The organism is Cryobacterium sp. CAN_C2, from assembly GCF_015751745.1.
Taxonomy (GTDB): Bacteria; Actinomycetota; Actinomycetes; order Actinomycetales; family Microbacteriaceae; genus Cryobacterium.
On record NZ_JADOUX010000013.1, the window covers coordinates 36,560 to 58,539 of the forward strand.

Genomic DNA, 21,980 nt, shown 5'->3' on the forward strand with positions numbered 1-21,980 from the left:
AGATGCGAGACTGACCCTATGAAGACGATTGCGGTACTCGGAAGCGCCAACATGGACCTCGTCGTGCGGCAGGCGCGGCTACCCCTCCCCGGCGAGACGATGTTTGGGGCTAGTTTCACTACCGTTCCGGGTGGCAAAGGATTGAATCAGGCGGTCGCCGCTGCGCGAATGGGAGCGTCCGTGAATTTTCTGGGAGCGGTGGGAGCGGATGCCTACGGGACCCAACTACGCGAGCTGCTGGCGACCGAGGGCATCCGTTCTCCCGCACTGGCCACCGCGGATGCCCCCACCGGCACCGCCCACATCTCCGTTGTGGACAGTGGCGAGAATTCGATCGTCGTCGTGTCGGGCGCCAACGCCACCGTCACCACGCTGAGCGCCGCGCAGCGTCTGGCCGTTACCGATTCGGCGTTTCTGGTGATGCAGTGCGAGCTGCCGATCTCCGTGTTGGTCGAGGGAATCGCCGCGGCCCGCGCCGCCGGCGTGTTCACCGTGCTGACCCCGGCGCCGGTTGTGCCGCTGCCGAAGGGTTTTCTCGCCTCGGTGGACCTCATCGTGCCCAACCAGGGTGAGGCGGCCGAACTCACCGGGGAGAGCGACCCGGTGCGCGCCGCCGAGGTACTCAGCGCCGGCGGCACCTGGGCTATTGTCACGCTGGGTTCGCAAGGGTCGGTCGTGGCCTTCGACGGCAAAGTTATCGGGCTTGCGCCCGCCCGACCGGTGAGCGCGGTTGATACCACCGCGGCCGGTGATACTTTCGTTGGGGCACTCGTGGCACGACTGGCGGTGGATTGTGTGCGCGGCACCGCCGTGACCCCCGACAACATGATCGAAGCAGTGCGCTACGCCACGGCCGCGTCGTCGGTGGCGGTGACTCGGGCCGGGGCAACGTCGTCGATGCCCACCCGCGACGAGGTCGAGGCGATTCTCGCCTAACGTCTACTCGCGACGGGGTCAGGGCGGCCCTGGCAACACCGGCACGTGTCCGCTCAGGTCGGCGCGGGCACCGGAGGCGTGGATGCGACCGCTTGCGAGTCCCTCAGCCCAGGCCAGGCTGCCAGTGGCGAGGTGAAGCCACGTGGCGGCATCCGTTTCAATAACGTTCGGTGGGGTGCCGCGAGTGTGACGTGGGCCGGCGACGCACTGCACGGCACCGAACGGCGGCACACGCACCTCGAGGGTGTTGCCCTCGGCCTGTTCGGCGAGCAATTGAAGGGTGTAGCGCACGGCTTGCGCGCGGATGTCCCGACTTGCGCTGTCCCCCTCGGAAAGCGCCTTGCGCACCGCGATCCGCCCAGCGCCGTCGTCTATTCGTGCTCGTGCCATGCGTCTAGTCTGCGGGATCGGGCGGGCCGGGCGCATCGGGTAGCCTGAAGCTGTGAAAATTCTGGTCCTTGGTTCCGGTGCCCGCGAGCACGCCATTATTACCGGCCTGCTCCGTGAGGAGCCGCGGCCGAGCGTGGTGTGCGCGCCCGGTAACGCCGGTATCGCGGCCGATGTGCCAGTTGTCGCGCTCGACCCGAACGACCCTGTCGCCGTGACCGACTATGCGGTACTGCACAGCGTCGAGCTCGTCGTGATCGGGCCGGAGGCTCCGCTCGTGGCCGGGGTCGCCGACGCCCTGCGCGCCCGCGGCGTGGCTGTATTTGGGCCCGACCGGGCCGCCGCCGCGCTCGAGGGCAGCAAAACCTTCGCCAAACGCATCATGGATGAGGCCGGCGTTCCCACCGGTCGCGCCGTTTGCGCCGCAACCCTCGTCGAGGCCGAAACCGCCCTCGACGAATTCGGCGCCCCCTACGTGGTCAAGGCTGATGGTCTCGCCGCAGGCAAGGGCGTGCTCGTCACCGAGGATCGCCCCGCCGCCCTCGCCCACGCCACATTCTGGCTCGAACACGGCAGCGTGCTCATTGAAGAATTTCTCGACGGCCCGGAAATTTCCCTCTTTCTGCTCAGTGACGGCCAGAACGTCCTGCCGCTCTCCCCCGCCCAGGACTACAAGCGCGCCCTCGACAACGACGCCGGCCCCAACACCGGCGGCATGGGTGCCTACTCGCCGCTACCCTGGCTCGACGCCGCGTTCGGCAGTGAAAACGAATTCATCGACGAGATCATCGAGACCGTCGCGCTACCGACCGTGCGCCAGCTCGACGCCGAGGGCACCCCGTTCGTCGGGCTGCTCTACTGCGGGCTCATTGTGACGAATGCCGGCATTCGCGTCATCGAGTTCAACGCGCGCTTCGGAGACCCCGAGACGCAGGTCGTGCTGCCGCGCCTGGTCACGCCGCTGTCTGGCCTGCTGTTCGCCGCCGCGACCGGCGTGCTCGGCGCCCTCCCCCGGCCGGAGTTCTCCGCCGACGTCGCCGTCACCGTCGTGCTCGCGAGCGAAAACTACCCGGAAACCCCGCTCGTGGGGCGCGAAATCACCGGGCTCGACGCAGCCCTGGCCGTGCACGGCGTCACGATCGCCCACGCGGCGACCCGGCTCGTCGACGGGACTCTCGTGTCGACCGGCGGCCGGGTGCTCAGCGTTGTCGCCGTCGGCGATTCCTTCGCCCTGGCCCGCGCCCGCGCCTACGAGGCCCTCGGCCAGATCACCCTCGCCGGCGCCCACTTTCGCACCGATATCGCCGCCCGCGTCGCCTAACCCGTTTCCTCCGCCCGCGAGCCGTGAGTTTGAAGCGATTCTCGCGAAAAAAACAGCCCAAACTCACGGCTCGGCGAGATGCGGGAGAATACAGGGGTGAGCCAATCCGATCAGCAGCCCCCAGCATCTGTCGCCGCACTCGACGGGTGGACACTCGTCTATTCGGGTAAGGTGCGCGACCTGTACGTGGAAACAACGGATGCCGCGCCCTCGCTCACGAGCGCGTCGCGCGTGCTCGTGGTCGCCAGCGACCGCGTGAGCGCGTTCGACCACGTGCTCGAGCCGGGCATTCCGGGCAAGGGCGAGCTGCTCACCACCCTGAGCCTGTGGTGGTTCGACCTGCTGACCGGCATTCCCGACCACCTCGTCGCCGACCACGAACTGGTCGGCAGCACGGTTCGCGCGCTCATTCCCGCCAGTGTCGCCGGGCGGGCAATGCTCTGCCGCACCCTCGATATGTACCCGATCGAATGTGTTGTGCGCGGTTACCTCACCGGCAGCGGCTGGAAGGAATACCTGCACTCCCAGTCGGTGTGCGGCATTATGCTGCCGGCCGGACTGCAGAACGGCGACCGGCTGCCCGAACCCATCTACACCCCGGCCTGGAAGGCTCCGATGGGCCAGCACGACGAGAACATCTCCTTCGAGCGCACCGTCGAACTGGTTGGGCCCGTTATCGCCGCCGAGCTGCGCGACCTTTCACTGGCCCTGTTCCAGACCGCCGGAACGATCGCCGAGAAGGCCGGCGTCATTCTCGCCGACACCAAATTCGAGTTCGGAGCTGACCGACAGACCGGCGTGACCGTACTCGCCGACGAGGTGCTCACGAGCGACTCCAGCCGCTACTGGGACGCCAAGGCCTGGCACACCGGCACCACCGCGGAGACCCGCATGGCGAGCTTCGATAAGCAGATCGTGCGCAACTGGCTATCCGCGCACTGGGATGGTGCCGGCACCCCGCCCGCGCTACCGACCGAGATCGTGGAGCAGACCGCGGCCCGCTACCGAGAACTGCTCCAGCGCCTGACCAGCGCCTGACCTCCCGCACCAGGTCGGGGTGCCGGGCGGCGGTCATCACCGCCCGAATGGTGCTTTCCGCACGCTGATGGGCGAAGGGGGACCGTTCGCCCGCGGATCGCGGAATAGCCGGGCCCACACCGGAGTTCAGACTGCTGTGACTCTTACTGCGAAAGATCTGCTGGCCGCCGACACCGGCATGGGCGCGGTGACCCTGCGCGTGGGTAACCTCGGCGCCATGATCGCCTACTACCGCGACGTCGTGACCCTTGAGCTCCTGAGCCAGGAGGGACCAGTCGCGGTGCTCGGTCGCAGCCAGATCCCGCTCGTGATTTTGCAGCACGCCCCCGAGCTCACAGCCGCCGAACCGCGCTCGGCCGGGCTGTATCACACGGCCATTCTGTTCGACACGCAGGCCGATCTCGCCGCCGCGGTCGACTCAATCGGCACGAAGTCTCCCGGGACATTCACCGGCAGCGCGGATCACCTCGTCAGCCAGGCCTTCTACTTCACCGACCCGGAGGGCAACGGTATTGAGTTGTACTGGGACCGCGACCGCACCCTCTGGAGCTGGACCCACGGCCAGGTCGAAATGGCCTCGCTCTACCTCGACCCGAACGCATTCATTTCTGAGCACCTGTCGGCAGAGCCGAGCGCTGGTCACGCCACCGTGGGCCACGTTCACCTCTCGGTCGGCGACGTTGCGAGCGCCCGCGAATTCTACGTGAACCGTCTCGGCTTCGAGGCGACCGCAAGCTTCGGCCCGGCGGCCCTGTTCGTCTCCACCGGCGGCTACCACCACCACATGGCTATGAACACCTGGGAGAGTTCGGGCAGCGGCAAGCGACGCCTCGCCTTGGGGCTCGGCGAGGTCAGCATCATCGTGCCCAGCACCGACGACGTGGGTGCCCGAGAGGAGCGGATGACCCACTACAAAGTCGACACCCGTCACGACGGGCAGACCCTCGACTTCGACGACCCGTGGGCGAACCACATCCGGGTGCGCGCGGCAGACCGCACCAACGACGCCGCGGCATCCGCAATCGAGCCGGTAGCGACGTTCTAACGCAGAAGCCGGTCGCGACGCCCTAACGCAGAAGCCGGTCGCGACGCCCTAACGCTCAGAGGGCGGCGCGGGCCGCCCGGCGGGTCAGGCCGTGCACGGTGGCCTGGTACTCCTTGACGTTGAGGGGGCGGCCAGGCAGCCTGGGCCGCGGCGCGTCAGCCGCCCGCAGGCCGTCGAGAACAATGGACAGCTGGCGGCGCCACTGGCCCGCATAGCCGGCGCCGAGACCTCCGAGCGACCCGACCATGGTGACGAGTACGGCGAGATCGACCGCGTCGACATCCCGGCGCAGCGTGCCGTCCCTCTTGGCGCGGGCCACGAGGCTCGCGATGAAGCCGTCGAACTCCGCGGCCGGCCGCGCCGAGGGCTCGAGCACGGCCATCCGCCGCAGGATCGGCGGCAGAGAGGGGTCAGCGACAAGCCATTCGGCGACCCGTTCGGTGTAGATGACAAGCGCCTCCCACGGCGTGGGCGCGGCCTCGATCTCGCCACGCACCGCGTGCAGTTGCGCGAGTGCGAGGTCATAGAGCACGCGCACGAGGTCGTCGCGGGTCGGAAAATTGCGGTAGAGCGTGGCCACGCCAACTTCGGCCTGACGCGCGATCGCCTCGAGCGAGGCGTCGACACCGTGCTGGGCCAGCAGGGTGCGGGCGCTGGCAATGAGCCGGTCACGGTTCAGCCGGGCGTCGCGGCGGCGGGGCGGCAGTGGCGCGGTGCGCTCGGGTGCAGACGGGGCTGGCACGCCATCCTGGGGCTTTCGGGTCGGCGAGGTCATACGCTCCAGTCTAGAACTTTGACCTTGACGGTTCGCCCCGGTGTTGCGCCCGTGGCCGCAACCGGCGCACAATTTGATCAAGCCGAAGGAACCCGATGACCCTCAAGAACAACACCCGTGAATTCGACCCCGAGATCGTCACCGATTTTCGAGAAAAGATGAGCTACGGGTCCTACCTCGACCTGTCGACCCTGCTCGACGCGCAGAAGCCGGTCAGCGTTCCGGAACACCACGACGAACTGCTCTTCATCATTCAACACCAGACCACCGAGCTGTGGCTCAAGCTCGTGCTGCACGAGTTGCAAGCAGCCATCGAGGCGCTGCGGCAGGATCAGCTCGCGCCGGCCCTCAAGGGCATCGCCCGGGTCAAGCACATTCAGCGCACCCTCACCGAGCAGTGGTCGGTGCTCGCGACCCTCACCCCGACCGAATACGGTCAGTTTCGGAACTTCCTCGGCAACTCCAGTGGCTTTCAGTCCCACCAGTACCGCGCGGTCGAGTTCGCGCTCGGCAACAAGAACCGTCGCATGCTCACGGTCTTCGAAGCGGATGCACCGGCCCACGCGCTGCTGACCGCCACCTTCGATGCGCCTAGCCTCTACGACGAGTTTCTGCGCTTCCTGCACCGGGCTGGCTACAACATTCCCGCCGCCGTGCTCGCGCGCGACGTGACCGAGGCCTGGACGTTCCACCCCGAACTCGTGCATACCTTTCGGGGAATATACGAGAACGCTACCGAGCACTGGGCCGCCTATGAGGCCTGCGAAGAACTCGTCGACCTCGAGGACAACTTTCAACTCTGGCGGTTTCGCCACCTGAAGACCGTGCAGCGCATCATCGGCATGAAGCAGGGCACCGGCGGGTCGAGCGGCGCGGCCTTTCTGCAGAAGGCCCTCGAACTCACCTTCTTTCCGGAGCTTTTCGCGGTGCGCACGGAGATCGGGGCGTGACCAGTTATTTTCTTGTCGGTCGCGGAACCGTACTGCCGGGCTTTGTCGATGCGCACGTGCACCTGGCCCTGATCGACCCGAGCCGCCTACCCAGCGGCGGCATCGCCCGGGTGCTCGACCTCGGCGGCTGGCTGCACGATGGCCTCCGCACGTCTATGCCTGATCTGGCATACGCGCATCAGTTTGTCACCGCTCCCGGCGGCTATCCCACCCGCGCCGGCTGGGCCGAGCGCGGCTGGAGCTGCGAGGTGACGACCAGAGCAGATGCCGCCACAGCGGTGGATCTACAGGCTGCAGCCGGGGCATCCGTTCTGAAAGTCACCCTGAACTCCCTGGTCGGGCCGGTACTGGACGCCGAGGCGCTGGCCGCGGTTGTGGACCGGGCGCACGAACGCGGTCTGCCGGTCGTCGCGCACGCCGAGGGTTCCGGACAGGCCCATCGCGCGTTCACGGCCGGCGTTGATGCGTTCGCGCACACCCCGTTTTCGGAGCGCCTCGCCGGCGACCTGGTGGCCGCGATGGCTGCCCGCATGACCTGGATCAGCACCCTCGACATGCACGGCTGGGGCCGCCCCACCGCTGCTTTCGAGATCGCGAGCGACAATCTGCGCCGGTTTCATGCGGCCGGCGGCCGGGTGCTGTACGGCACCGACCTCGGCAACGGGCCGCTCCCGCTCGGGCTGAATCGCGGCGAGATCGGCGCGCTGCTCGGCGCAGGCCTGACGCCCGACGAGGTACTGACCGCTCTCTGCGCGCCCGCACCGCTCGGCCTGACCCTGCCCGACAATCGGGTTACCTTTATTCCGGGCGAACGGCCACGAGACCCCGATGATTTCACCGACTGGCTCTGCACCGCTCGCGCTCTCACCCGCCCCGAACTCGAGGTTCTCACATGACTCCCACGTTTAACAGTGCTCCCGGCCCCACGACCGGCCTTGACGCCCACCTCGCCTTCGCGCGGCGCATGGACCGCATCGACGGCCTGGCGCACTATCGCGCCCGGTTTCTCGGCACCGATGCCGACCCCGACACCGCCAACCCCCGTTCCTACCTCGACGGCAACTCGCTCGGCCGCCCGCTGCGGGCGAGCGCGGAACGCATCGCCGACTTTCTGCAGAAGGACTGGGGCACCCGGCTCATTCGCGGCTGGGACGAACAGTGGATGGAGCTTCCCCTGCAGATTGGCGACGACCTCGGTCGGGTCGCCCTCGGTGCCGCTCCCGGGCAGGTCTTCGTCGGCGACTCCACCACCGTTCTGCTCTACAAACTGGCCCGCGCCGCCGTGGATTCGCGCCCGCACCGCACCGAAATCGTGCTCGACAGCGACAACTTTCCCACCGACCGCTACATTCTCGAGGGCATAGCGCGAGAGCGCGGCCTCACTCTCCGGTGGATCGAATCCGACACCGAGGGCGGGGTCACCGCCGACCAGGTGCGCCGAGTGATCGGCCCGCAGACCTCGCTCGTGCTGCTCAGTCATGTGGCCTATCGCTCCGGTTACCTCGCCGATATGCAGGCCATTACCGCCATCGCCCACGAGCACGACGCTCTCGTGCTCTGGGACCTCAGCCATTCAGTCGGGTCGGTGCCGATCGAGCTCGACGGCTGCGACGTCGACCTCGCGGTCGGCTGCTCCTACAAATACCTGAGCGGCGGGCCGGGTGCACCGGCGTTCGGCTATGTCAAGAGCGACCTGCACGATGTGCTGACCCAGCCGATTCAGGGCTGGATGGGAGTCCAAGCCATCTTCGAGATGGGGCCGGGGTATCTGCCGGCCACCGGCATCCGTCGATTCATAAGCGGTACACCCCCTGTGGTGGGCATGCTTGCCATGCAGGACACCATCGCCATGCTCGAGGAAGCCACGATCGGTTCGGTGCGGGCCAAGTCGGTCGCGCTGACCGAGTTCGCAATCGCCCTCGTCGATGAGTGGCTCGCGCCGATGGGGGTCACGGTGGCCTCGCCGCGGGAGCAGACGCATCGCGGCGGTCACGTGACCATCAACCATCCGCTCATGCGTCAGGTGACGAAGATTCTGTGGGACAACGACGTGATTCCCGATTTTCGGGCACCGAACGGTCTGCGGCTCGGCCTCGCCCCGCTCAGCACGAGTTTCGTCGAGACCTACGACGGTGTCTCCGCCGTGCGCGATGTGCTGCGCGGCATTCTGCTCGGCCAAAGCGGCGTAGCGCACTAGACCGGCGGCGTGCTGAATAGGCCCGCACCGAAGCGGGCCGGGCCGGTCGGGCCCGGCCTGTAGAATTGGAGAGATTTGCCACGACAATAAGCCCCAGACTGTATGCGGAGTGCCCTGTGCCAACGATCGTCGTCGAAGTAATGCCCAAGGCCGAGTTGCTTGACCCCCAGGGCAAGGCCGTCGCCGGCGCCCTCGGTCGGCTCGGTCAGACCCAGTTTCTCGGTGTGCGCGTTGGCAAGCGCTTCGAGATTTCTATTGAGGGTGACGCGGATGCCGCCACCCTCGCGGCCGTGCGTGAGCTCGCCGACACCGTGCTGTCGAACTCCGTGATCGAGGATGTCGTCGGCATCCACGTTCAGGACGCTCCCTCGTCAGCGGTCGCCTGATGCGCATCGGCGTCGTCACCTTTCCCGGATCGCTCGATGATCGCGACGCTGTGCGCGCGATTCGCCTGGCCGGCGCCGACGCCGTAGCCCTCTGGCACGGCGACCACGACCTGCACGGTGTCGACGCCCTCGTGCTGCCCGGCGGGTTCAGCTACGGCGACTACTTGCGGGCCGGCGCCATAGCGAGCCTCTCGCCGATCATGACCGAGGTCATCGACGCGGCGAACGCGGGCATGCCCGTGCTCGGTATCTGCAACGGATTCCAGATGCTCACCGAGGCCCACCTGCTCGATGGCGGTCTCATTCGCAACGAACAGGGCCGCTTCATCTGCCGCGACCAGGGCCTGCGCATCGAGAACACCAGGAGCGACTGGACCGCCGGGTTCGCCGCCAACGCCGAGATCGTCATTCCGCTCAAGAACGGCGAGGGCTCGTTCATAGCCTCCGACGAAACCCTCAAGGCGCTCGAGGGCGAGGGCCGCATCGTGGCCCGCTACATCGGCGGCAACCCGAACGGGTCGCTCAATGACATCGCCGGCGTGACCAACGCCCGCGGCAACGTCGTCGGCCTCATGCCGCACCCCGAGCACGCCGTCGAGGCCGGGTTCGGTCCCGACACCGACGACGCCATGGCGAGCGGCGTCGACGGCCTCACCTTCTTCACCTCGGTCATCGCCCAGGCGCTCGTCGCCCGATAGTCGGTGTTCACCATTTTCTCGTGCAGGAGCGCGCCGTGACCAGCTCTGTCGCATTGATCTACTCCCCCGATATCGACTGGAGCCAGCCCGAGTACGTCGAAACCACGGAGGCCACGCCGGCCTCCACCTGCTCGAATGCACCAAGCTCGACGACACCAGCAGGGTCGCCTCCATGATTCCAGGGGCGTAGAACGAGGCAGTGGAACGAGGCCGCGGAACGAGGCCGTAAAGGTTCGTCCGGCGCTGCCGATGGCCCTGCTGGTCCCCGAGGCCACGATGGCCGAGAATCGCGGCATCCTAGCTTTCGAACCAGTTGACACAGGCTTGTTTCGCGCTGCGTGCTCTCGCGACGCCCCATGTTCGGTTCACCCATTACGAGTGCGTTTCGTGCGCAACCGCTCGTTGAGAGAATTGCACACACTCGTGGCGGGCTCTCAGCTTCACGAGGCACGGTCTGAAAGACTGGGCCTGCCCACCCCACCTGCCGACCTCTGGAGTGTCCTCGTGTCTCCCCGCTCGCTGTACCGCTGTGTGTCCATTGCCGAGACGATCACCTGGGCGCTGCTGATTACCGGCATGCTGCTGAAATACGTCGCGCAGGCCGGAGAATGGGGCGTGCAGATCGGCGGCTTTGCGCACGGTCTGGTCTTCATCGCCTACGGCATGACGGCCGTGTTCATCGGCGTCAACCAGCACTGGAACGCACGGCTGATCGCGCTCGCCTGCCTCACGGCGGTCATTCCGTTCGCGACGATCCCGTTCAACCGGGCCCTCGAACGCCGCGGCGCTCTCGGTGGGGGCTGGCGCCTCACGCGCACGGCCGACCCCCGCGATCACACCCGGCTGAGCGCCCTGCTGCGCTGGATGCTGGCCCGTCCGGTTTTACTGGCCGGCATCATGGGGATCGCTCTGGTGTCGATCATGGCGACCCTGCTCAGCATCGGTCCCCCCGGCGGCACCAGCTAGCCCCAGTTCTCGGCCACCCGCAGAAGCGGACCGTCTGAGTGCGTCAGCCGAGGGTCGCGGGCGGCTGCGGGGTGATTCCCACGCGCCGGTGGCGGGCGGTTGCGGCCAGCGCGAGAGCGTCATCCGTTTTCTCCAGCGGAAAGGTCGTGCCGACGAGGGCTGAAAACGGATGCCGGTGCCAGGCTCCGCTGAGATAGTCCACCGCCTGCTGCAGATCGCCCGGCGTGTAGTTGTGCACGCCGCGGAGGGTGACCAGGCGGCGCACGACCGACTCGGGGTCGAGCAGCACCGGATCCCCGGGCGAAACGCTCCCGACGAGCACGACCACGCCCCCGATGCCGATCAGGTCCAGGGCGGTGTGCACGGCGGGCCGGGCACCGCTCAGTTCGAGCGCGATCGTCGGCTCGGCCGCGCCGGCCTGCGCGAGCGCGGCGAGCACGCTCGCGGCCCCGGCCGGCGACTCGCCGGGTGCACTCGGGTCAGCGACGGCCGCGGCCCCGAAGTCCAGCGCGAGCCGCCTGCGGGCCGTATCCGGGTCGCTGACGACCACGACGGCACCGGCATCCGTCGCCATCGCGCAGGCGGTCACGCCGAGCATTCCGGCACCGGTCACCAGCACGGTTGCTCCGGCCAGCGGGACGAGAGCGGAGGCCGCCCCCAGCGCTGCGACGGCCGTTGCGGTCGCACAGGAGGCCGGCGCGAGCACCGTCGCCGGAACCTGCTCGTCCACGACCACGATCGCCGTTCCGGCGCGCACCTGCACGTGAGTGGCGAAGCCGCCGCTGAGTTCCCAGCCACGCTGCATCCGTTCGTGGCCGTATTTGGCCAGCTCGAGGCATTTCTGGGGCAGGCCGCGGCGACAACGCGGGCACGTTCCGCAGCTCACGGTGACCGACCAGACCACACGCTGCCCCACGCGTACAGGCATTCCATTTGCGGCATATGACTGTTGAGTGGTCGCGACGATGCGGCCGACCTGCTCGTGCCCGAGCACGAGCGGTTTCGCGGCCGGTCGGTGCCCCAGCGCCGTGTGCACGTCGGAGCCGCAGATCGTGGCCAATTCGACCTCGACCAGCACGTCGCCGGGCCGGAGCAGCACGCCCGGTACGGCCACTCGCTCCAACGGCAGACCGATGCCCGACCAGACCATGGCTTCGGCGGCCCGCGGCAACACAACCTCCCGCCCGGCGGCGAGCGTCGGGGCGAGCGTCGGGGCGAGCGTCGGGGCGGGCACGGGAGCAGGTTCAGCGTGCGGATCGTGTTCGGGCATGGTTACTCGATCGTTTCCTCACGCAGGCCCAGCAGTTCGGCGAGGTCGGCGACGCTCGCGATAACGACGTCGGCTCCGGCATCGTCGAGGGTCTCGCTGTCGTGCGTGCCGGTCAGCACACCCACGACCAGGCCGGCGCCGGCGTTCACGCCGGAGAGCATGTCGCTCGCGGTGTCGCCGACGACGACCACGGCCGCGACGCTGGATGCCCCGGTGCGCAGCAGCGCGGTGAGCGGCAGGTCGGGGTACGGGCGGCCACGACCGGCTTCGGCCGGGCAGAGGCTGACGTCGATGAGGTCGCTCCAGCCGAGCTTCTCGATGAGCGTGTTCTGCGTGGCACGGGCGAATCCGGTGACGAGGGCGACCTTCACTCCGGCGCCACGGAGTTCCTGAAACAGCTCAGCCGCGCCGGCGATCGCCGTCACACCGACCTGCTCGACGAGTTCACCGTAGGCGGTTTCGAACGCTGCTGTCGCTGCGACGGCCGCTTCGTCGGAGTCGGTCAACCCGCGAAAGACATCGAGCTTGGACTGCCCCATGGTCTCGCGCACGAACGCAACGGCTTCCGCCGACTCGTCGGCGGTGTCGGCCAGGCCGCTGCGCTCGGCGGCGAGCACAAACGCCCGCTCGACGAGTCCGTCGTCGCTCACCGTGGTGCCGGCCATGTCGAACACGACGAGTTCAACGCCAACGTCTTCGGGGTCGAAATCGTTTAGGTCAAAATCGAGAGAGAGGGGTGCGGTGCTCATGAGGTGCCTTTCAGGGAGGGGATGGGTGAGTCACAGACGCCGGCAATGACGTGCTCGGCGAGGCCGAGACCGGTCGTCATACCGATTCCGGTCGTGGCCGCCACGAGGTGCACGCCGGGTTCGGGTTCGTCAATGAGAAAGTCGGCACGGCCCGAGGCGTAGATACCCTGCCAACGTTCGAGCACGCGCGGGCGCGGCACGCCGAACAGGTCGCCGGTGAGCTCTAGCAGCTGCTCGAACGCGTTCTCATTCTGGAATGGAGAAACGGATGCCCCGCGATAGTGGGTGTCCCCCACGATCAGCGAGCCGTCGGGCAATTGGGTGTACATCTGGTTGAGGTCCAGCTCGGCCAGCGCCGGGTACTCCCGCCGCAACCGGTCGCCCAGATCGGCAGCGCTTGGCAGCGTCGCAAAAGCTCCGTAGCGCAGCAGCGACCAGCCGGTGAGCACCGGCGCGGGCAGCGGCGCGCGCAGGCCGGCATCGACGCGCAGCATGTCGAGGCCACACCGCAAAATGCCGTCCCGCTCCGCGACCTCCGGGTAGAGCTGGTCGATGTCGTGGTTGACCGCCACGACGACCGTTCCAGCGTCGATCGGCCCGCGGGTGGTCGTGACCCGCCCCGGACACACGGCAGTCACGGCGGTGCGGTAGCGAAACGCGACTCCCCGACTCGCGAGATAGGCGGCGAGGCCGGCACCGGCCTGACGCGGATCGATCTGCAGGTCCCAAGGCAGAACGGCTCCGCCCCTCGACGTGCCGGCAGCCAGTGGCAGGCGAGCCTCGACCTCAGCGGCGCTCCACAGCACGACGTCGGGCTGCCCGACGCCGAAGACCGACTCGGTCCCGCGCTGGGCTGCCAGCTCGCGCAGCACAGCCGTTTCGTCGTCGTGCCGTGCTACGACGACCGTGCCCGATTCGCGCAGCCAGACACCGGCATCCGTTGCGAGCCTCCGCCACAGCGGGCGCGATCGCTGCGCGAATTCACGGGCCAGGCCAGTCTGCGGGGTGAAACACAGGTGCCCGAAATTACGAACGGATGCCCCGTGCAGGGCCGCCGCGCGGTCCACGACGACAACGGACAGACCCCGGTCGGTCGCGGCGAGCGCGTGCCCGAGGCCGACGATGCCGCTGCCGACGACGACGACGTCGAAGGCGGTCACCGGAACACCCGGCGCATCCACACAGCGAGGCCCTCGATGACGAGCACGGCCGCCAGAATCATCAGCACGATGGTCGCGACCAGGTCGTAGCGTGAGCCCTGGCCGGCGTTGAGCAGAAAGTATCCCACCCCGCCGCCGCCCACGAGCCCGAGAATGGTGGCCGCGCGAATGTTGGTGTCGAGCATGTAGAAACTGTGACCGATCAGGGCCTTCATGCCCTGGGGCGCCGTGGCGCCGGCGTACACCTGCAGTCGGGTCGCACCGGCCGCAGTCAGCGCCTGTTCCGGACCGGGCTTGACCTCCTCGAGCGAGTCGGCGAGCAGCTTGCCGAGCAGGCCCACGCCGCCGATTGCGAGGGCGATGGTGCCGGCCTGGGTGCCGAGGCCGGTCACGACGATGAGCACGATGGCCAGGATGATCTCGGGGATGCCACGGATCGTGACGAGAAACAGTCGCATCCCGCTGCGCACCCGCGGGTTCGGTGCCACGTTGCGGGCCGCGAGCGAACCGATCACGATGGAGGCGATGATCGTGAGGATCGTCGCGGCGAGGGCGATCGCGATCGTCTCGCCCATTGCGGAGAACATGGTGGGCGCGTCGTAACTGCCAAAACTCGGCGGCCAGAATTTTGCCGCGGTCTCGGGCAGGTAGGCCCAGACGGTTGCAAAGTCGCCCCAGTGGATGTCGGAGATGATGACGCTGCCGACCACGACGAGCGCCGCGGCCCAGCCCCACGCTGTGGTGCGGCGGCGAGCGGCGTTCCATGGGCGGCGAAGGTCGCGGCTGCGGGCATCCGCTTGACGTGGTGCGGCGCGGGTGGCCAGGGTACGGCGGCGACCGGTGATCGACAGACGGCGCAACGGGCGATCATCGAGGCCGCGCCCAGTCGGGCCGGTACCGAGCATCATGGTGCGCACGGCGCTGGAGACGATTTCCATGATCACGCAGAGGGCGAAGATGACAAGCGCGATGCCGAGGCCGAGCGAATAGTTCAGCGACTTGAAGGCGTAGGACATTTCCAGGCCGAGGCCGACAACGCCGACGTAACCAAGAATGACCGAGCCCCGCAGGTTGATGTCGTTGCGATGCAGAACGGTCGCGACCCAGGACGGCAGCACCTGCGGCAGCACGCCCGCGGCGAACTCCTGCAGTTTCGAGCCGCCCGCCGCGCGAATCGCCAGCCGCGGCCCCTCATCGATCTGCTCGATCGCGTCGGCGAACATCTTGCTGATCATGCCGATCGAGTGGATGCCGATGGCCAAAATTCCCGGCAGCGACCCGAGCGAGAACATCAGCACGAAAACCATGGCGAGCACGACGTCCGGCACCGCTCGGCACAGCACGCCGATAAAACGCCCGCCCACCATCCAGCCGCGGCCGGGCGTCGTGTTGGCGGCAGCAAGAAAGGCCAGCGGCACCGAGATGCAGGCCGCGAACAGGGTTCCGCAGAGCACGAGCCCGACCGTGAGACCGGTCAGGTGGAGCAGCTCCCCCGGTTCGGGAAAGCTGATCAAGCCGACCCGTTCGAAGAAGTTCTGGGCGTTCGACCAACTCGCAATCATCTGCGGGATCGAAATATCGATGCCCACCAGTGAGACGACGGAGGTGAGCACGAGCGCCAGCAGCGTCAGCCCGGCCGCGATCTTCTCGGGTGACAGGCGACGCCGCGGTACCCTATCGAGCAGATCGACCGTGGTGCCGGTCACCGTCGCGGCTCCCACGTCGCGTCGACCAGGTCACTCCTGGCCGTTTCCTCGACGGGCACGCCGACAGCAGCACTGGTCTTGAGCTCGTTCGCGATCGTGCCCGGTTCCGCGGTCGTGGTGGCGACACGGCCGTAGATCTCCATGACCTCGGCCTTGCTGAGACCCGCCGCGGGCGTGTCGAGCACAACCTCGCCGTGCCGCAACCCCACAATGCGATCGCCCCAGGACAGGGCGAGGTCGACCTGATGCAGGCTACACACCACGGTGAGGCCCTGGTCGAGCGCGATTTCGCGAATCAGCGCCATGACCTGATCACTGGATTCCGGGTCGAGCGAGGCGACCGGTTCGTCGGCCAGCAGAATGCACGGATTTTGCATGAGTGCCCGGGAGATCCCCACTCGCTGCTGCTGCCCGCCGGAAAGCGTGTCGGCGCGCTGATAGGCCTGTGTGAGCAGGCCGACCCGGTCGAGATGGCCGAGGGCGGCCAGCTTGAGGGCGCGGCGATAACCCCAGAGGCCGAGGCGCGGCCCCCGCACCTGAAACAGGGCGCCGGTGAGCACATTTTCGAGCACGGTCAGCGAACCGACCAGCTCGAACTGCTGAAAGACAAAGCCGACCTGACCGCGTAGGGCACGCAGCGGACGGCCCGTGAGACGCGACACCGCCGCGCCGAGCACGGTCACCGTTCCCGAGTCGGGCCGGTCGAGGCCGTCGAGGTGCCGTAGCAGGGTTGACTTGCCCGAACCCGACAGTCCGAGCAATACGACAATTTCGCCGCGGGCAACAGTGAGCGACACATTGTTCAGGGCCGTGGTCTCCCCGAAGGTTTTCGTGACACCGCGCACGTCGATCACCGGTTGCACCTCGAGAGCGGAGCCGGTGAGCGAGCGAAAGGGCTCGGTCAGCCCTGGCATTGGGCCGCCGACGTCTTCACACAAATATCACGGATGGTGTCGTAGTACTGGTCATCGACCGGCTCGGTGGCGTAGAACGTGTCGCGAAAGGCCTGGGTATCCGCGCTCTTCACTCCGGACGCGATGATGTCCTCGATGGTGACCTCGCCGAGCACCGCGGCCAGTCGAGTCTTGAGTTCGGCCGGCAGGGTGTCGGAGACGACGATCGGGGCACCGGGAACCATGGTCTCGGCGATGACCTTGACCTGGTCGCTCTTGGCGACTTCGCTGTCTTCGGCGAAACCGACCTCGCACTCCTTGCCCTCGCCGACCTTCTGCACGCTCACGTCGTGCTTGCCGGCGAACACCGGGGTCACGTCGGCGACCGGGTCAACGCCCGCTTCGAGCAGATTGTACGAGGGAAACAGGTAGCCGCTCGTCGATGACGGGTCAACGAAGCAGACCTTCTTGCCGGCGAATTCCGTCAGCGACGTGATCGCGCTGTCGGCCGGCACGATCGCCTGCGAGTAGTACCCGGGCGCCGCACCCGCGGTCGTGACGATCGAGGAGATCGGGGTGATGGCCGCTCCGCTATTGGTCGCGGTGATGTAGGTGAAGCCGGAGAACGAGGCCACGTCGATCTTGCCGGCGATCGCGGCCTCGATCAGGGCGGCGTAGTCGGTCGACTCGTGGTATTCCACTGTCTTGCCGGTCTCCTGCTCGACGTAGTCCATCAGCGGCTGGTAGTTGGTCTGCGTGTCCACCGAGTCGGGAACCACTCCGAAAACAAGGGTATTCTCGTCGGCGGCGTAGCTCACGCCGGCCGCATCGTTGCCGGTCGTGTCGGCGGTGTCCGTCGAGCACGATGCGAGGCTCAGGGTGAGCAGGACGGCGGCACCGGCGGCAAGCGCCGTCTTGGCGGTGCGGGCAGAAGTATTGCGTGAAGAAGCACTGCGTGAAGAAGCACTGTGGATTGCCACGTGAAACCTTCCTGAGTCGAGGGCAGTACGCTCCCTCACGTTAGGCAGGCCCCACCAACAGCAATGTCGCCCCGGGTAACCGGCAGGTGAACGAGCAGTGACGACTGGGGCCGGATGCACAGTTTCACGGCAGCGCAGGGCGGTAGCGTGTGCAGGCCACACCCGATCAAAGGAGATCCCCGTGTTCACGAGCCCCTACGCTCCCGTTGAGATTCCCGACCTGAGCATTTTTGACTATCTGTTCGGCGACCTCAGCGAGACCGAACTGGACCGCACCGCTGTCATCGACGGGGCCAGCGGTGCCATGATCAGCTATCGCACCCTGGTCGATCAGATCACCCGGGTGGCCGGCTCTCTCGCCGAGCGCGGCGTCGGCACCGGCACGGTCGTGGGCCTGCTCTGCCCGAACACACCGGAGTTCACGGCCGTCTTCCACGGCATCCTGCGCGCGGGCGCAACGGTGACCACCATCAACTCGCTCTACACCCCCGACGACATCAAACGCCAGCTCGATGATTCCGGTGCGACCTGGCTCGTGACCATCGCACCGCTGCTGGCCGGTGCCCGGGCGGCAGCACACGCGGCGGGCATCTCGAACGAGTGCATCGTAGTGATCGACGGTGAGCCGGGGCATCCGTCTCTGGCTGATCTTCTCCAAGCGGATGCCGCAGCGCCCGTCGTGAGCATCGAGGCGGCCACGCACGTGGCCGTTCTGCCCTACTCCTCGGGCACGACCGCGGCGCCGAAGGGCGTCATGCTCAGCCACCGCAACCTCGTCGCGAACGTGCAGCAGGCCCGTGACCTGATCGGGGTCGTGCCCGAAGACAAGGTGCTCGCGCTGCTGCCGTTCTATCACATCTACGGGATGACGGTTCTACTCAACCTCGCCTTCAAACAGCGGGCCGCGCTCGTCACCATGGCCAGGTTCGACTTCGTCGAGTTTCTGCGCATGATCCAGGACCACCGCTGCAGCTACGTGTTTATCGCGCCGCCGATTGCGGTGGCCGTGGCGAAGCATCCGCTCGTCGAAAGCTACGATTTGTCGAGTGTGCACACGATTCTCTCGGGGGCGGCACCGCTCGACGGCGCCCTCGCCGCGGCCGTGGCATCCCGGCTGGACTGCCGCATTCTGCAGGGCTACGGCATGACCGAGGTCAGCCCCGTGAGCCACCTGATCCCGATCGACGCTGTGCACCTGTCGCGTGCCTCGGTCGGGGTGACCGTGCCGAACATGGACTGCAAGCTCGTCTCGACCGAAACCGGGGAAGAGATCGAGGTTCCCTCAGTCGGGTCCAGCGAACCCGGTGAGCTGCTCGTGCGCGGTCCGAACGTGATGCTCGGCTACCTCAATAATGACGCAGCGACCCGCGAGACCATCGACGCCGACGGTTTTCTGCACACCGGCGATATCGCCACGGTCAGTGCACTCGGCGAGGTCACCATCGTCGACCGCAGCAAGGAGCTGATCAAGTACAAGGGGTACCAGATCGCGCCGGCCGAACTCGAGGCGCTGCTGCTCACCCACCCCGAGATCGCGGACGCGGCGGTGATCGGCGCAGCGGATGCCGACGGCCAGGAGATTCCGAAAGCCTTCGTCGTCGTCGTGGCTGAGTCTTTCGTCACGGCCGAGGAAGTCATGGCATTCGTCACTGAGCGGGTCGCCCCGCACAAGAAGGTGCGAGCGGTCGAGTTCATCGACGTGATTCCCAAGTCGTCGTCTGGCAAGATTCTGCGCAAGGACCTGCGCGCCAGAGAGCGTGCCGCAGTGATCTAGAAGCGCGCCCAACACGGCCCGCGGGCAGGGGCGACGCGACGGGTAGACTTGCCAGGTCAGGCATCCGCTATCTCGGGGAGAATTCCACACGTGACCGTTGTTTCCAACACCTCTTCCCGCGGCGTCGCCGACACCGTTTCTCACGCCATCGCGACGCCCGAGAAGGAGCAACCCTACGGCGCGCTCGGACTCAAGGCCGATGAATACGCGAAGATCCGCGAAATTCTGGGCCGGCGCCCCACGAGTGGCGAGCTCGCCATGTACTCGGTGATGTGGAGCGAGCACTGCTCCTACAAGAGCTCGAAGATGTACCTGCGCCAGTTCGGCGACAAGGTCACCCCGGCCATGAAGAAGAACCTCATGGTCGGCATGGGCGAAAACGCCGGCGTGCTCGACGTCGGCGAGGGCTGGGCGGTGACGTTCAAGATCGAATCGCACAACCATCCCTCCTACATTGAGCCGTTCCAGGGCGCCGCGACCGGCGTCGGCGGCATTGTTCGCGACATCATCTCGATGGGCGCCCGCCCGGTCGCCGTCATGGACGCCCTGCGCTTCGGCGACATCAATGACCCCGACACCGCCCGGGTCGTGCACGGCGTCACGAGTGGCATCAGCTTCTACGGCAACTGCCTGGGTCTGCCGAACATCGGCGGCGAAACCTACTTCGACGCGGTTTACCAGGGCAACCCGCTCGTCAACGCGCTCTCGGTCGGCGTGCTGCGTCACGAAGACCTGCACCTCGCCAACGCTCGCGGCGTGGGCAACCAGGTGGTGCTGTTTGGTGCCCGCACCGGCGGCGACGGCATTGGTGGGGCATCCATTCTCGCCTCGGACACGTTCAGCGCCGGCGGGCCGACCAAGCGCCCCGCGGTGCAGGTCGGCGACCCGTTCGCCGAGAAGGTACTCATCGAGTGCTGCCTCGAATTGTTTCAGGGCAAGCTCGTCGAGGGCATTCAGGACCTCGGTGCGGCCGGAATCTCGTGCGCCACGAGCGAACTCGCCTCCAACGGCGACGGCGGCATGTTCATCGAGCTCGAGAAGGTGCTGCTGCGCGACCCCACGCTCACCGCCGAAGAGATTCTCATGAGCGAGAGTCAGGAACGCATGATGGCGATCGTCACGCCGGAGAAGCTCGAGGGTTTTCTCGCCGTCACCAAGAAATGGGACGTCGAGACCAGCGTGCTCGGCGAGGTCACCGGCACCGGCCGGTTGATCATCAACTGGCACGGCGAAGAGATCGTCAACGTGCTGCCGCGCACGGTCGCCGTCGACGGCCCCGTCTACGAGCGTCCGCTCGCCTACCCGACCTGGATCGACGCACTGCAGGCCGACACCGCTTCCGTGCTGCCGCGCGCCCTCGACCGTGAGACCCTGCGCGAGCAGTTCCTTGACCTGCTCGGCTCGCCGAACCTCGCCGACCCGAGCTGGATCACCGACCAGTATGACCACTACGTGCAGGGCAACACGGCCCTGTCGTTCCCCGACGACGGCGGCATGATTCGCGTCGACGAAGAGAGTGGCCTCGGTGTCGCGATCGCCACCGACGCGAACGGCCGCTACTGCCAGCTCGACCCGTACCGAGGCGCGCAGCTGGCCCTCGCCGAGGCGTACCGCAACGTCGCCGCGACCGGAGCCGTTCCGGCCGGCGTCAGCGACTGCCTCAACTTCGGCTCACCCGAGAACCCCGAGGTCATGTGGCAGTTCCGCGAGGCCGTCACCGCCCTCGCCGACGGATGCCTCGAGCTGGAGATTCCCGTCACCGGCGGCAACGTCTCGTTCTACAACCAGACCGGCGACCAGCCCATTCACCCGACCCCGGTCGTTGCCGTGCTCGGCGTGATCGACAACGTCGCCCGCCGCATCCCGAGCGGCTGGCAGGACGACGGGCACAATATCTACCTGCTCGGCACGACCGCGCTCGAGCTGGACGGTTCGGCCTGGGCCGGCGTCGTGCACAACCACCTCGGTGGTCGTCCGCCGGCTGTTGACCTCAAGGGCGAAGTGGCCCTGGCCGGACTGCTGCACGCCGCATCGAAGGAAGCCCTCATCGACAGCGCGCACGACCTGAGCGAGGGTGGGCTGGCCCAGGCCCTCGCGGAGGCCGTGATGCGTTTCGGCGTGGGTGCTCGCGTATGGCTGGGCGATATTTGCGAGCGCACTGGCATCGACGCATCCGTTGCCCTGTTCTCGGAGTCGGCCGGTCGCGTGATCGTGTCGGTTCCGCGTGAAGACGACGTGAAGTTTCTCGGCCTGTGCAAGGGTCGCCAATACCCGGTTTTGCGTATTGGCGTAACGGATGCCGAACTCGGCGCGCTCGAGATTCAAGATCAGTTCTCGGTGTCGATCGATGATCTGCGGGCGCGACATCGCACCACGCTGCCCGCCGCGTTTGCATAACCGGCGGCGCTCGGTGGCTGCCTGACCAGCTCCAGAGCCAACTCGACCCGGGCACACAGGTGCCGAAAAGTCGACCGAAGGACCCCTCCCCGTGTACGTCGTGCCTCAGCGCAGCGACGGCACGGGATTCGTGGTGGTGATGAACCGGGCGATCAGCCGCGGACTCTACGGGTCGTATCCGCGCGGACGCATCGGCTCTCTGCAAGCGCTTGCAAGTCGAAAAGTGGCTGATGGGGGCGATCTTACCCTCCACTGAGGGTCACTTTTCGGCGATTCGGTCGAAACGGACGGATCCCCGACAAAACACATGTAAACGCTTGCAGAATTGGCGCTGCGCGCGGTAGCGTCGAAC

Annotated in this window: 20 protein-coding genes; 12 read left to right on the forward strand and 8 right to left on the reverse strand. The window is 67.2% G+C overall.

Annotation, left to right across the window (positions count from 1 at the left end):
• Nucleotides 1–18 precede the first annotated feature (18 nt).
• Nucleotides 19–936, forward strand: a complete 918-nt coding sequence (locus tag IWX77_RS11290) for a ribokinase (RefSeq protein WP_196844614.1) — start codon at nucleotides 19–21, stop codon at nucleotides 934–936.
• An 18-nt stretch (nucleotides 937–954) separates the two neighbouring features.
• Here the strand turns inward: IWX77_RS11290 and IWX77_RS11295 are convergent, their stop codons facing one another.
• Nucleotides 955–1,326, reverse strand: a complete 372-nt coding sequence (locus tag IWX77_RS11295; protein ID WP_196844615.1) for a sterol carrier family protein — start codon at nucleotides 1,324–1,326, stop codon at nucleotides 955–957.
• 52 nt (nucleotides 1,327–1,378) lie between these two features.
• Between IWX77_RS11295 and purD the strand changes: the two genes are divergently transcribed.
• The 3 genes from purD (at nucleotide 1,379) to IWX77_RS11310 (ending at nucleotide 4,727) form a co-directional block, all read left to right on the forward strand.
• Nucleotides 1,379–2,644 carry a phosphoribosylamine--glycine ligase gene (purD, locus tag IWX77_RS11300; RefSeq protein WP_196844616.1) on the forward strand — a complete coding sequence of 422 codons (1,266 nt, stop codon included), beginning with the start codon at nucleotides 1,379–1,381 and terminating at the stop codon, nucleotides 2,642–2,644.
• A gap of 78 nt (nucleotides 2,645–2,722) precedes the next feature.
• Nucleotides 2,723–3,682: a phosphoribosylaminoimidazolesuccinocarboxamide synthase gene (locus IWX77_RS11305; protein ID WP_196844617.1), complete on the forward strand. Its 960-nt coding sequence runs from the start codon at nucleotides 2,723–2,725 to the stop codon at nucleotides 3,680–3,682.
• 178 nt (nucleotides 3,683–3,860) lie between these two features.
• Complete coding sequence (locus tag IWX77_RS11310; RefSeq protein ID WP_196844673.1) at nucleotides 3,861–4,727, forward strand: VOC family protein; 867 nt, start codon at nucleotides 3,861–3,863, stop codon at nucleotides 4,725–4,727.
• A gap of 55 nt (nucleotides 4,728–4,782) precedes the next feature.
• On the opposite strand, the gene IWX77_RS11315 is transcribed toward IWX77_RS11310, so the two are convergent.
• The gene (locus IWX77_RS11315; protein WP_196844618.1) at nucleotides 4,783–5,502 is read right to left on the reverse strand and encodes a TetR/AcrR family transcriptional regulator; all 720 of its coding nucleotides are present in this window, start codon (nucleotides 5,500–5,502) and stop codon (nucleotides 4,783–4,785) included.
• Between the two features lie 95 nt (nucleotides 5,503–5,597).
• Here IWX77_RS11315 and kynA point away from each other — a divergent pair, with 95 nt between their 5' ends.
• From kynA to IWX77_RS11345, 6 genes are all read left to right on the forward strand, one after another.
• Complete coding sequence (gene kynA / locus IWX77_RS11320) at nucleotides 5,598–6,452, forward strand: tryptophan 2,3-dioxygenase (protein ID WP_196844619.1); 855 nt, start codon at nucleotides 5,598–5,600, stop codon at nucleotides 6,450–6,452.
• Nucleotides 6,449–7,348: an amidohydrolase family protein gene (locus IWX77_RS11325; protein WP_196844620.1), complete on the forward strand. Its 900-nt coding sequence runs from the start codon at nucleotides 6,449–6,451 to the stop codon at nucleotides 7,346–7,348. The genes kynA and IWX77_RS11325 overlap by 4 nt, the downstream gene beginning before the upstream one ends.
• Nucleotides 7,345–8,649: a kynureninase gene (locus IWX77_RS11330; RefSeq protein WP_196844621.1), complete on the forward strand. Its 1,305-nt coding sequence runs from the start codon at nucleotides 7,345–7,347 to the stop codon at nucleotides 8,647–8,649. Before IWX77_RS11325 ends, IWX77_RS11330 begins: the two co-directional genes overlap by 4 nt.
• A 116-nt stretch (nucleotides 8,650–8,765) precedes the next feature.
• Nucleotides 8,766–9,035, forward strand: coding sequence for a phosphoribosylformylglycinamidine synthase subunit PurS (purS, locus tag IWX77_RS11335; RefSeq protein ID WP_196844622.1), 270 nt, complete (start codon nucleotides 8,766–8,768; stop codon nucleotides 9,033–9,035).
• Entirely contained in the window at nucleotides 9,035–9,733 is a 699-nt protein-coding gene (gene purQ, locus IWX77_RS11340) for a phosphoribosylformylglycinamidine synthase subunit PurQ (protein ID WP_196844623.1), read from the forward strand. The genes purS and purQ overlap by 1 nt, the downstream gene beginning before the upstream one ends.
• 504 nt (nucleotides 9,734–10,237) lie before the next feature.
• A complete protein-coding gene (locus IWX77_RS11345; RefSeq protein WP_196844624.1) occupies nucleotides 10,238–10,699 on the forward strand; it encodes a DUF3817 domain-containing protein in 462 nt (153 codons plus the stop codon).
• A gap of 43 nt (nucleotides 10,700–10,742) precedes the next feature.
• Here IWX77_RS11345 and IWX77_RS11350 read toward each other — a convergent pair whose 3' ends face one another.
• The 6 genes from IWX77_RS11350 to IWX77_RS11370 are packed head-to-tail and all read right to left on the reverse strand — an operon-like array spanning nucleotide 10,743 to nucleotide 17,457.
• The gene (locus tag IWX77_RS11350; protein ID WP_334353668.1) at nucleotides 10,743–11,933 is read right to left on the reverse strand and encodes an alcohol dehydrogenase catalytic domain-containing protein; all 1,191 of its coding nucleotides are present in this window, start codon (nucleotides 11,931–11,933) and stop codon (nucleotides 10,743–10,745) included.
• Nucleotides 11,934–11,971: 38 nt separating this feature from the next.
• Nucleotides 11,972–12,718, reverse strand: coding sequence for a phosphonatase-like hydrolase (locus IWX77_RS11355; protein ID WP_196844625.1), 747 nt, complete (start codon nucleotides 12,716–12,718; stop codon nucleotides 11,972–11,974).
• On the reverse strand, nucleotides 12,715–13,878 hold the full coding sequence (locus IWX77_RS17185; protein ID WP_297413477.1) for a TIGR03364 family FAD-dependent oxidoreductase: 1,164 nt from the start codon (nucleotides 13,876–13,878) through the stop codon (nucleotides 12,715–12,717). The genes IWX77_RS11355 and IWX77_RS17185 overlap by 4 nt, the downstream gene beginning before the upstream one ends.
• A complete protein-coding gene (locus tag IWX77_RS17190; protein WP_297413475.1) occupies nucleotides 13,875–15,584 on the reverse strand; it encodes a PhnE/PtxC family ABC transporter permease in 1,710 nt (569 codons plus the stop codon). The genes IWX77_RS17185 and IWX77_RS17190 overlap by 4 nt, the downstream gene beginning before the upstream one ends.
• Entirely contained in the window at nucleotides 15,581–16,498 is a 918-nt protein-coding gene (phnC, locus tag IWX77_RS11365; RefSeq protein WP_196844627.1) for a phosphonate ABC transporter ATP-binding protein, read from the reverse strand. Before phnC ends, IWX77_RS17190 begins: the two co-directional genes overlap by 4 nt.
• Entirely contained in the window at nucleotides 16,486–17,457 is a 972-nt protein-coding gene (locus tag IWX77_RS11370; RefSeq protein ID WP_327012181.1) for a phosphate/phosphite/phosphonate ABC transporter substrate-binding protein, read from the reverse strand. Before IWX77_RS11370 ends, phnC begins: the two co-directional genes overlap by 13 nt.
• Before the next feature lie 181 nt (nucleotides 17,458–17,638).
• Here IWX77_RS11370 and IWX77_RS11375 point away from each other — a divergent pair, with 181 nt between their 5' ends.
• Nucleotides 17,639–19,231, forward strand: a complete 1,593-nt coding sequence (locus tag IWX77_RS11375; RefSeq protein WP_196844628.1) for an AMP-binding protein — start codon at nucleotides 17,639–17,641, stop codon at nucleotides 19,229–19,231.
• Nucleotides 19,232–19,321: 90 nt separating this feature from the next.
• Nucleotides 19,322–21,628 carry a phosphoribosylformylglycinamidine synthase subunit PurL gene (gene purL, locus IWX77_RS11380; protein ID WP_196844629.1) on the forward strand — a complete coding sequence of 769 codons (2,307 nt, stop codon included), beginning with the start codon at nucleotides 19,322–19,324 and terminating at the stop codon, nucleotides 21,626–21,628.
• Nucleotides 21,629–21,980: the final 352 nt, after the last annotated feature.

What these genes read in the sequence shown, in the direction of transcription:
- IWX77_RS11290 (WP_196844614.1), top strand. Translation starts at nt 19, where the DNA reads ATGAAGACGATTGCGGTACTCGGAAGCGCCAACATGGACCTCGTCGTG.
- IWX77_RS11295 (WP_196844615.1), bottom strand. Translation starts at nt 1,326, where the DNA reads ATGGCACGAGCACGAATAGACGACGGCGCTGGGCGGATCGCGGTGCGC.
- IWX77_RS11305 (WP_196844617.1), top strand. Translation starts at nt 2,723, where the DNA reads ATGCGGGAGAATACAGGGGTGAGCCAATCCGATCAGCAGCCCCCAGCA.
- IWX77_RS11310 (WP_196844673.1), top strand. Translation starts at nt 3,861, where the DNA reads ATGGGCGCGGTGACCCTGCGCGTGGGTAACCTCGGCGCCATGATCGCC.
- IWX77_RS11315 (WP_196844618.1), bottom strand. Translation starts at nt 5,502, where the DNA reads ATGACCTCGCCGACCCGAAAGCCCCAGGATGGCGTGCCAGCCCCGTCT.
- kynA (WP_196844619.1), top strand. Translation starts at nt 5,598, where the DNA reads ATGACCCTCAAGAACAACACCCGTGAATTCGACCCCGAGATCGTCACC.
- IWX77_RS11330 (WP_196844621.1), top strand. Translation starts at nt 7,345, where the DNA reads ATGACTCCCACGTTTAACAGTGCTCCCGGCCCCACGACCGGCCTTGAC.
- purQ (WP_196844623.1), top strand. Translation starts at nt 9,035, where the DNA reads ATGCGCATCGGCGTCGTCACCTTTCCCGGATCGCTCGATGATCGCGAC.
- IWX77_RS11355 (WP_196844625.1), bottom strand. Translation starts at nt 12,718, where the DNA reads ATGAGCACCGCACCCCTCTCTCTCGATTTTGACCTAAACGATTTCGAC.
- phnC (WP_196844627.1), bottom strand. Translation starts at nt 16,498, where the DNA reads ATGCCAGGGCTGACCGAGCCCTTTCGCTCGCTCACCGGCTCCGCTCTC.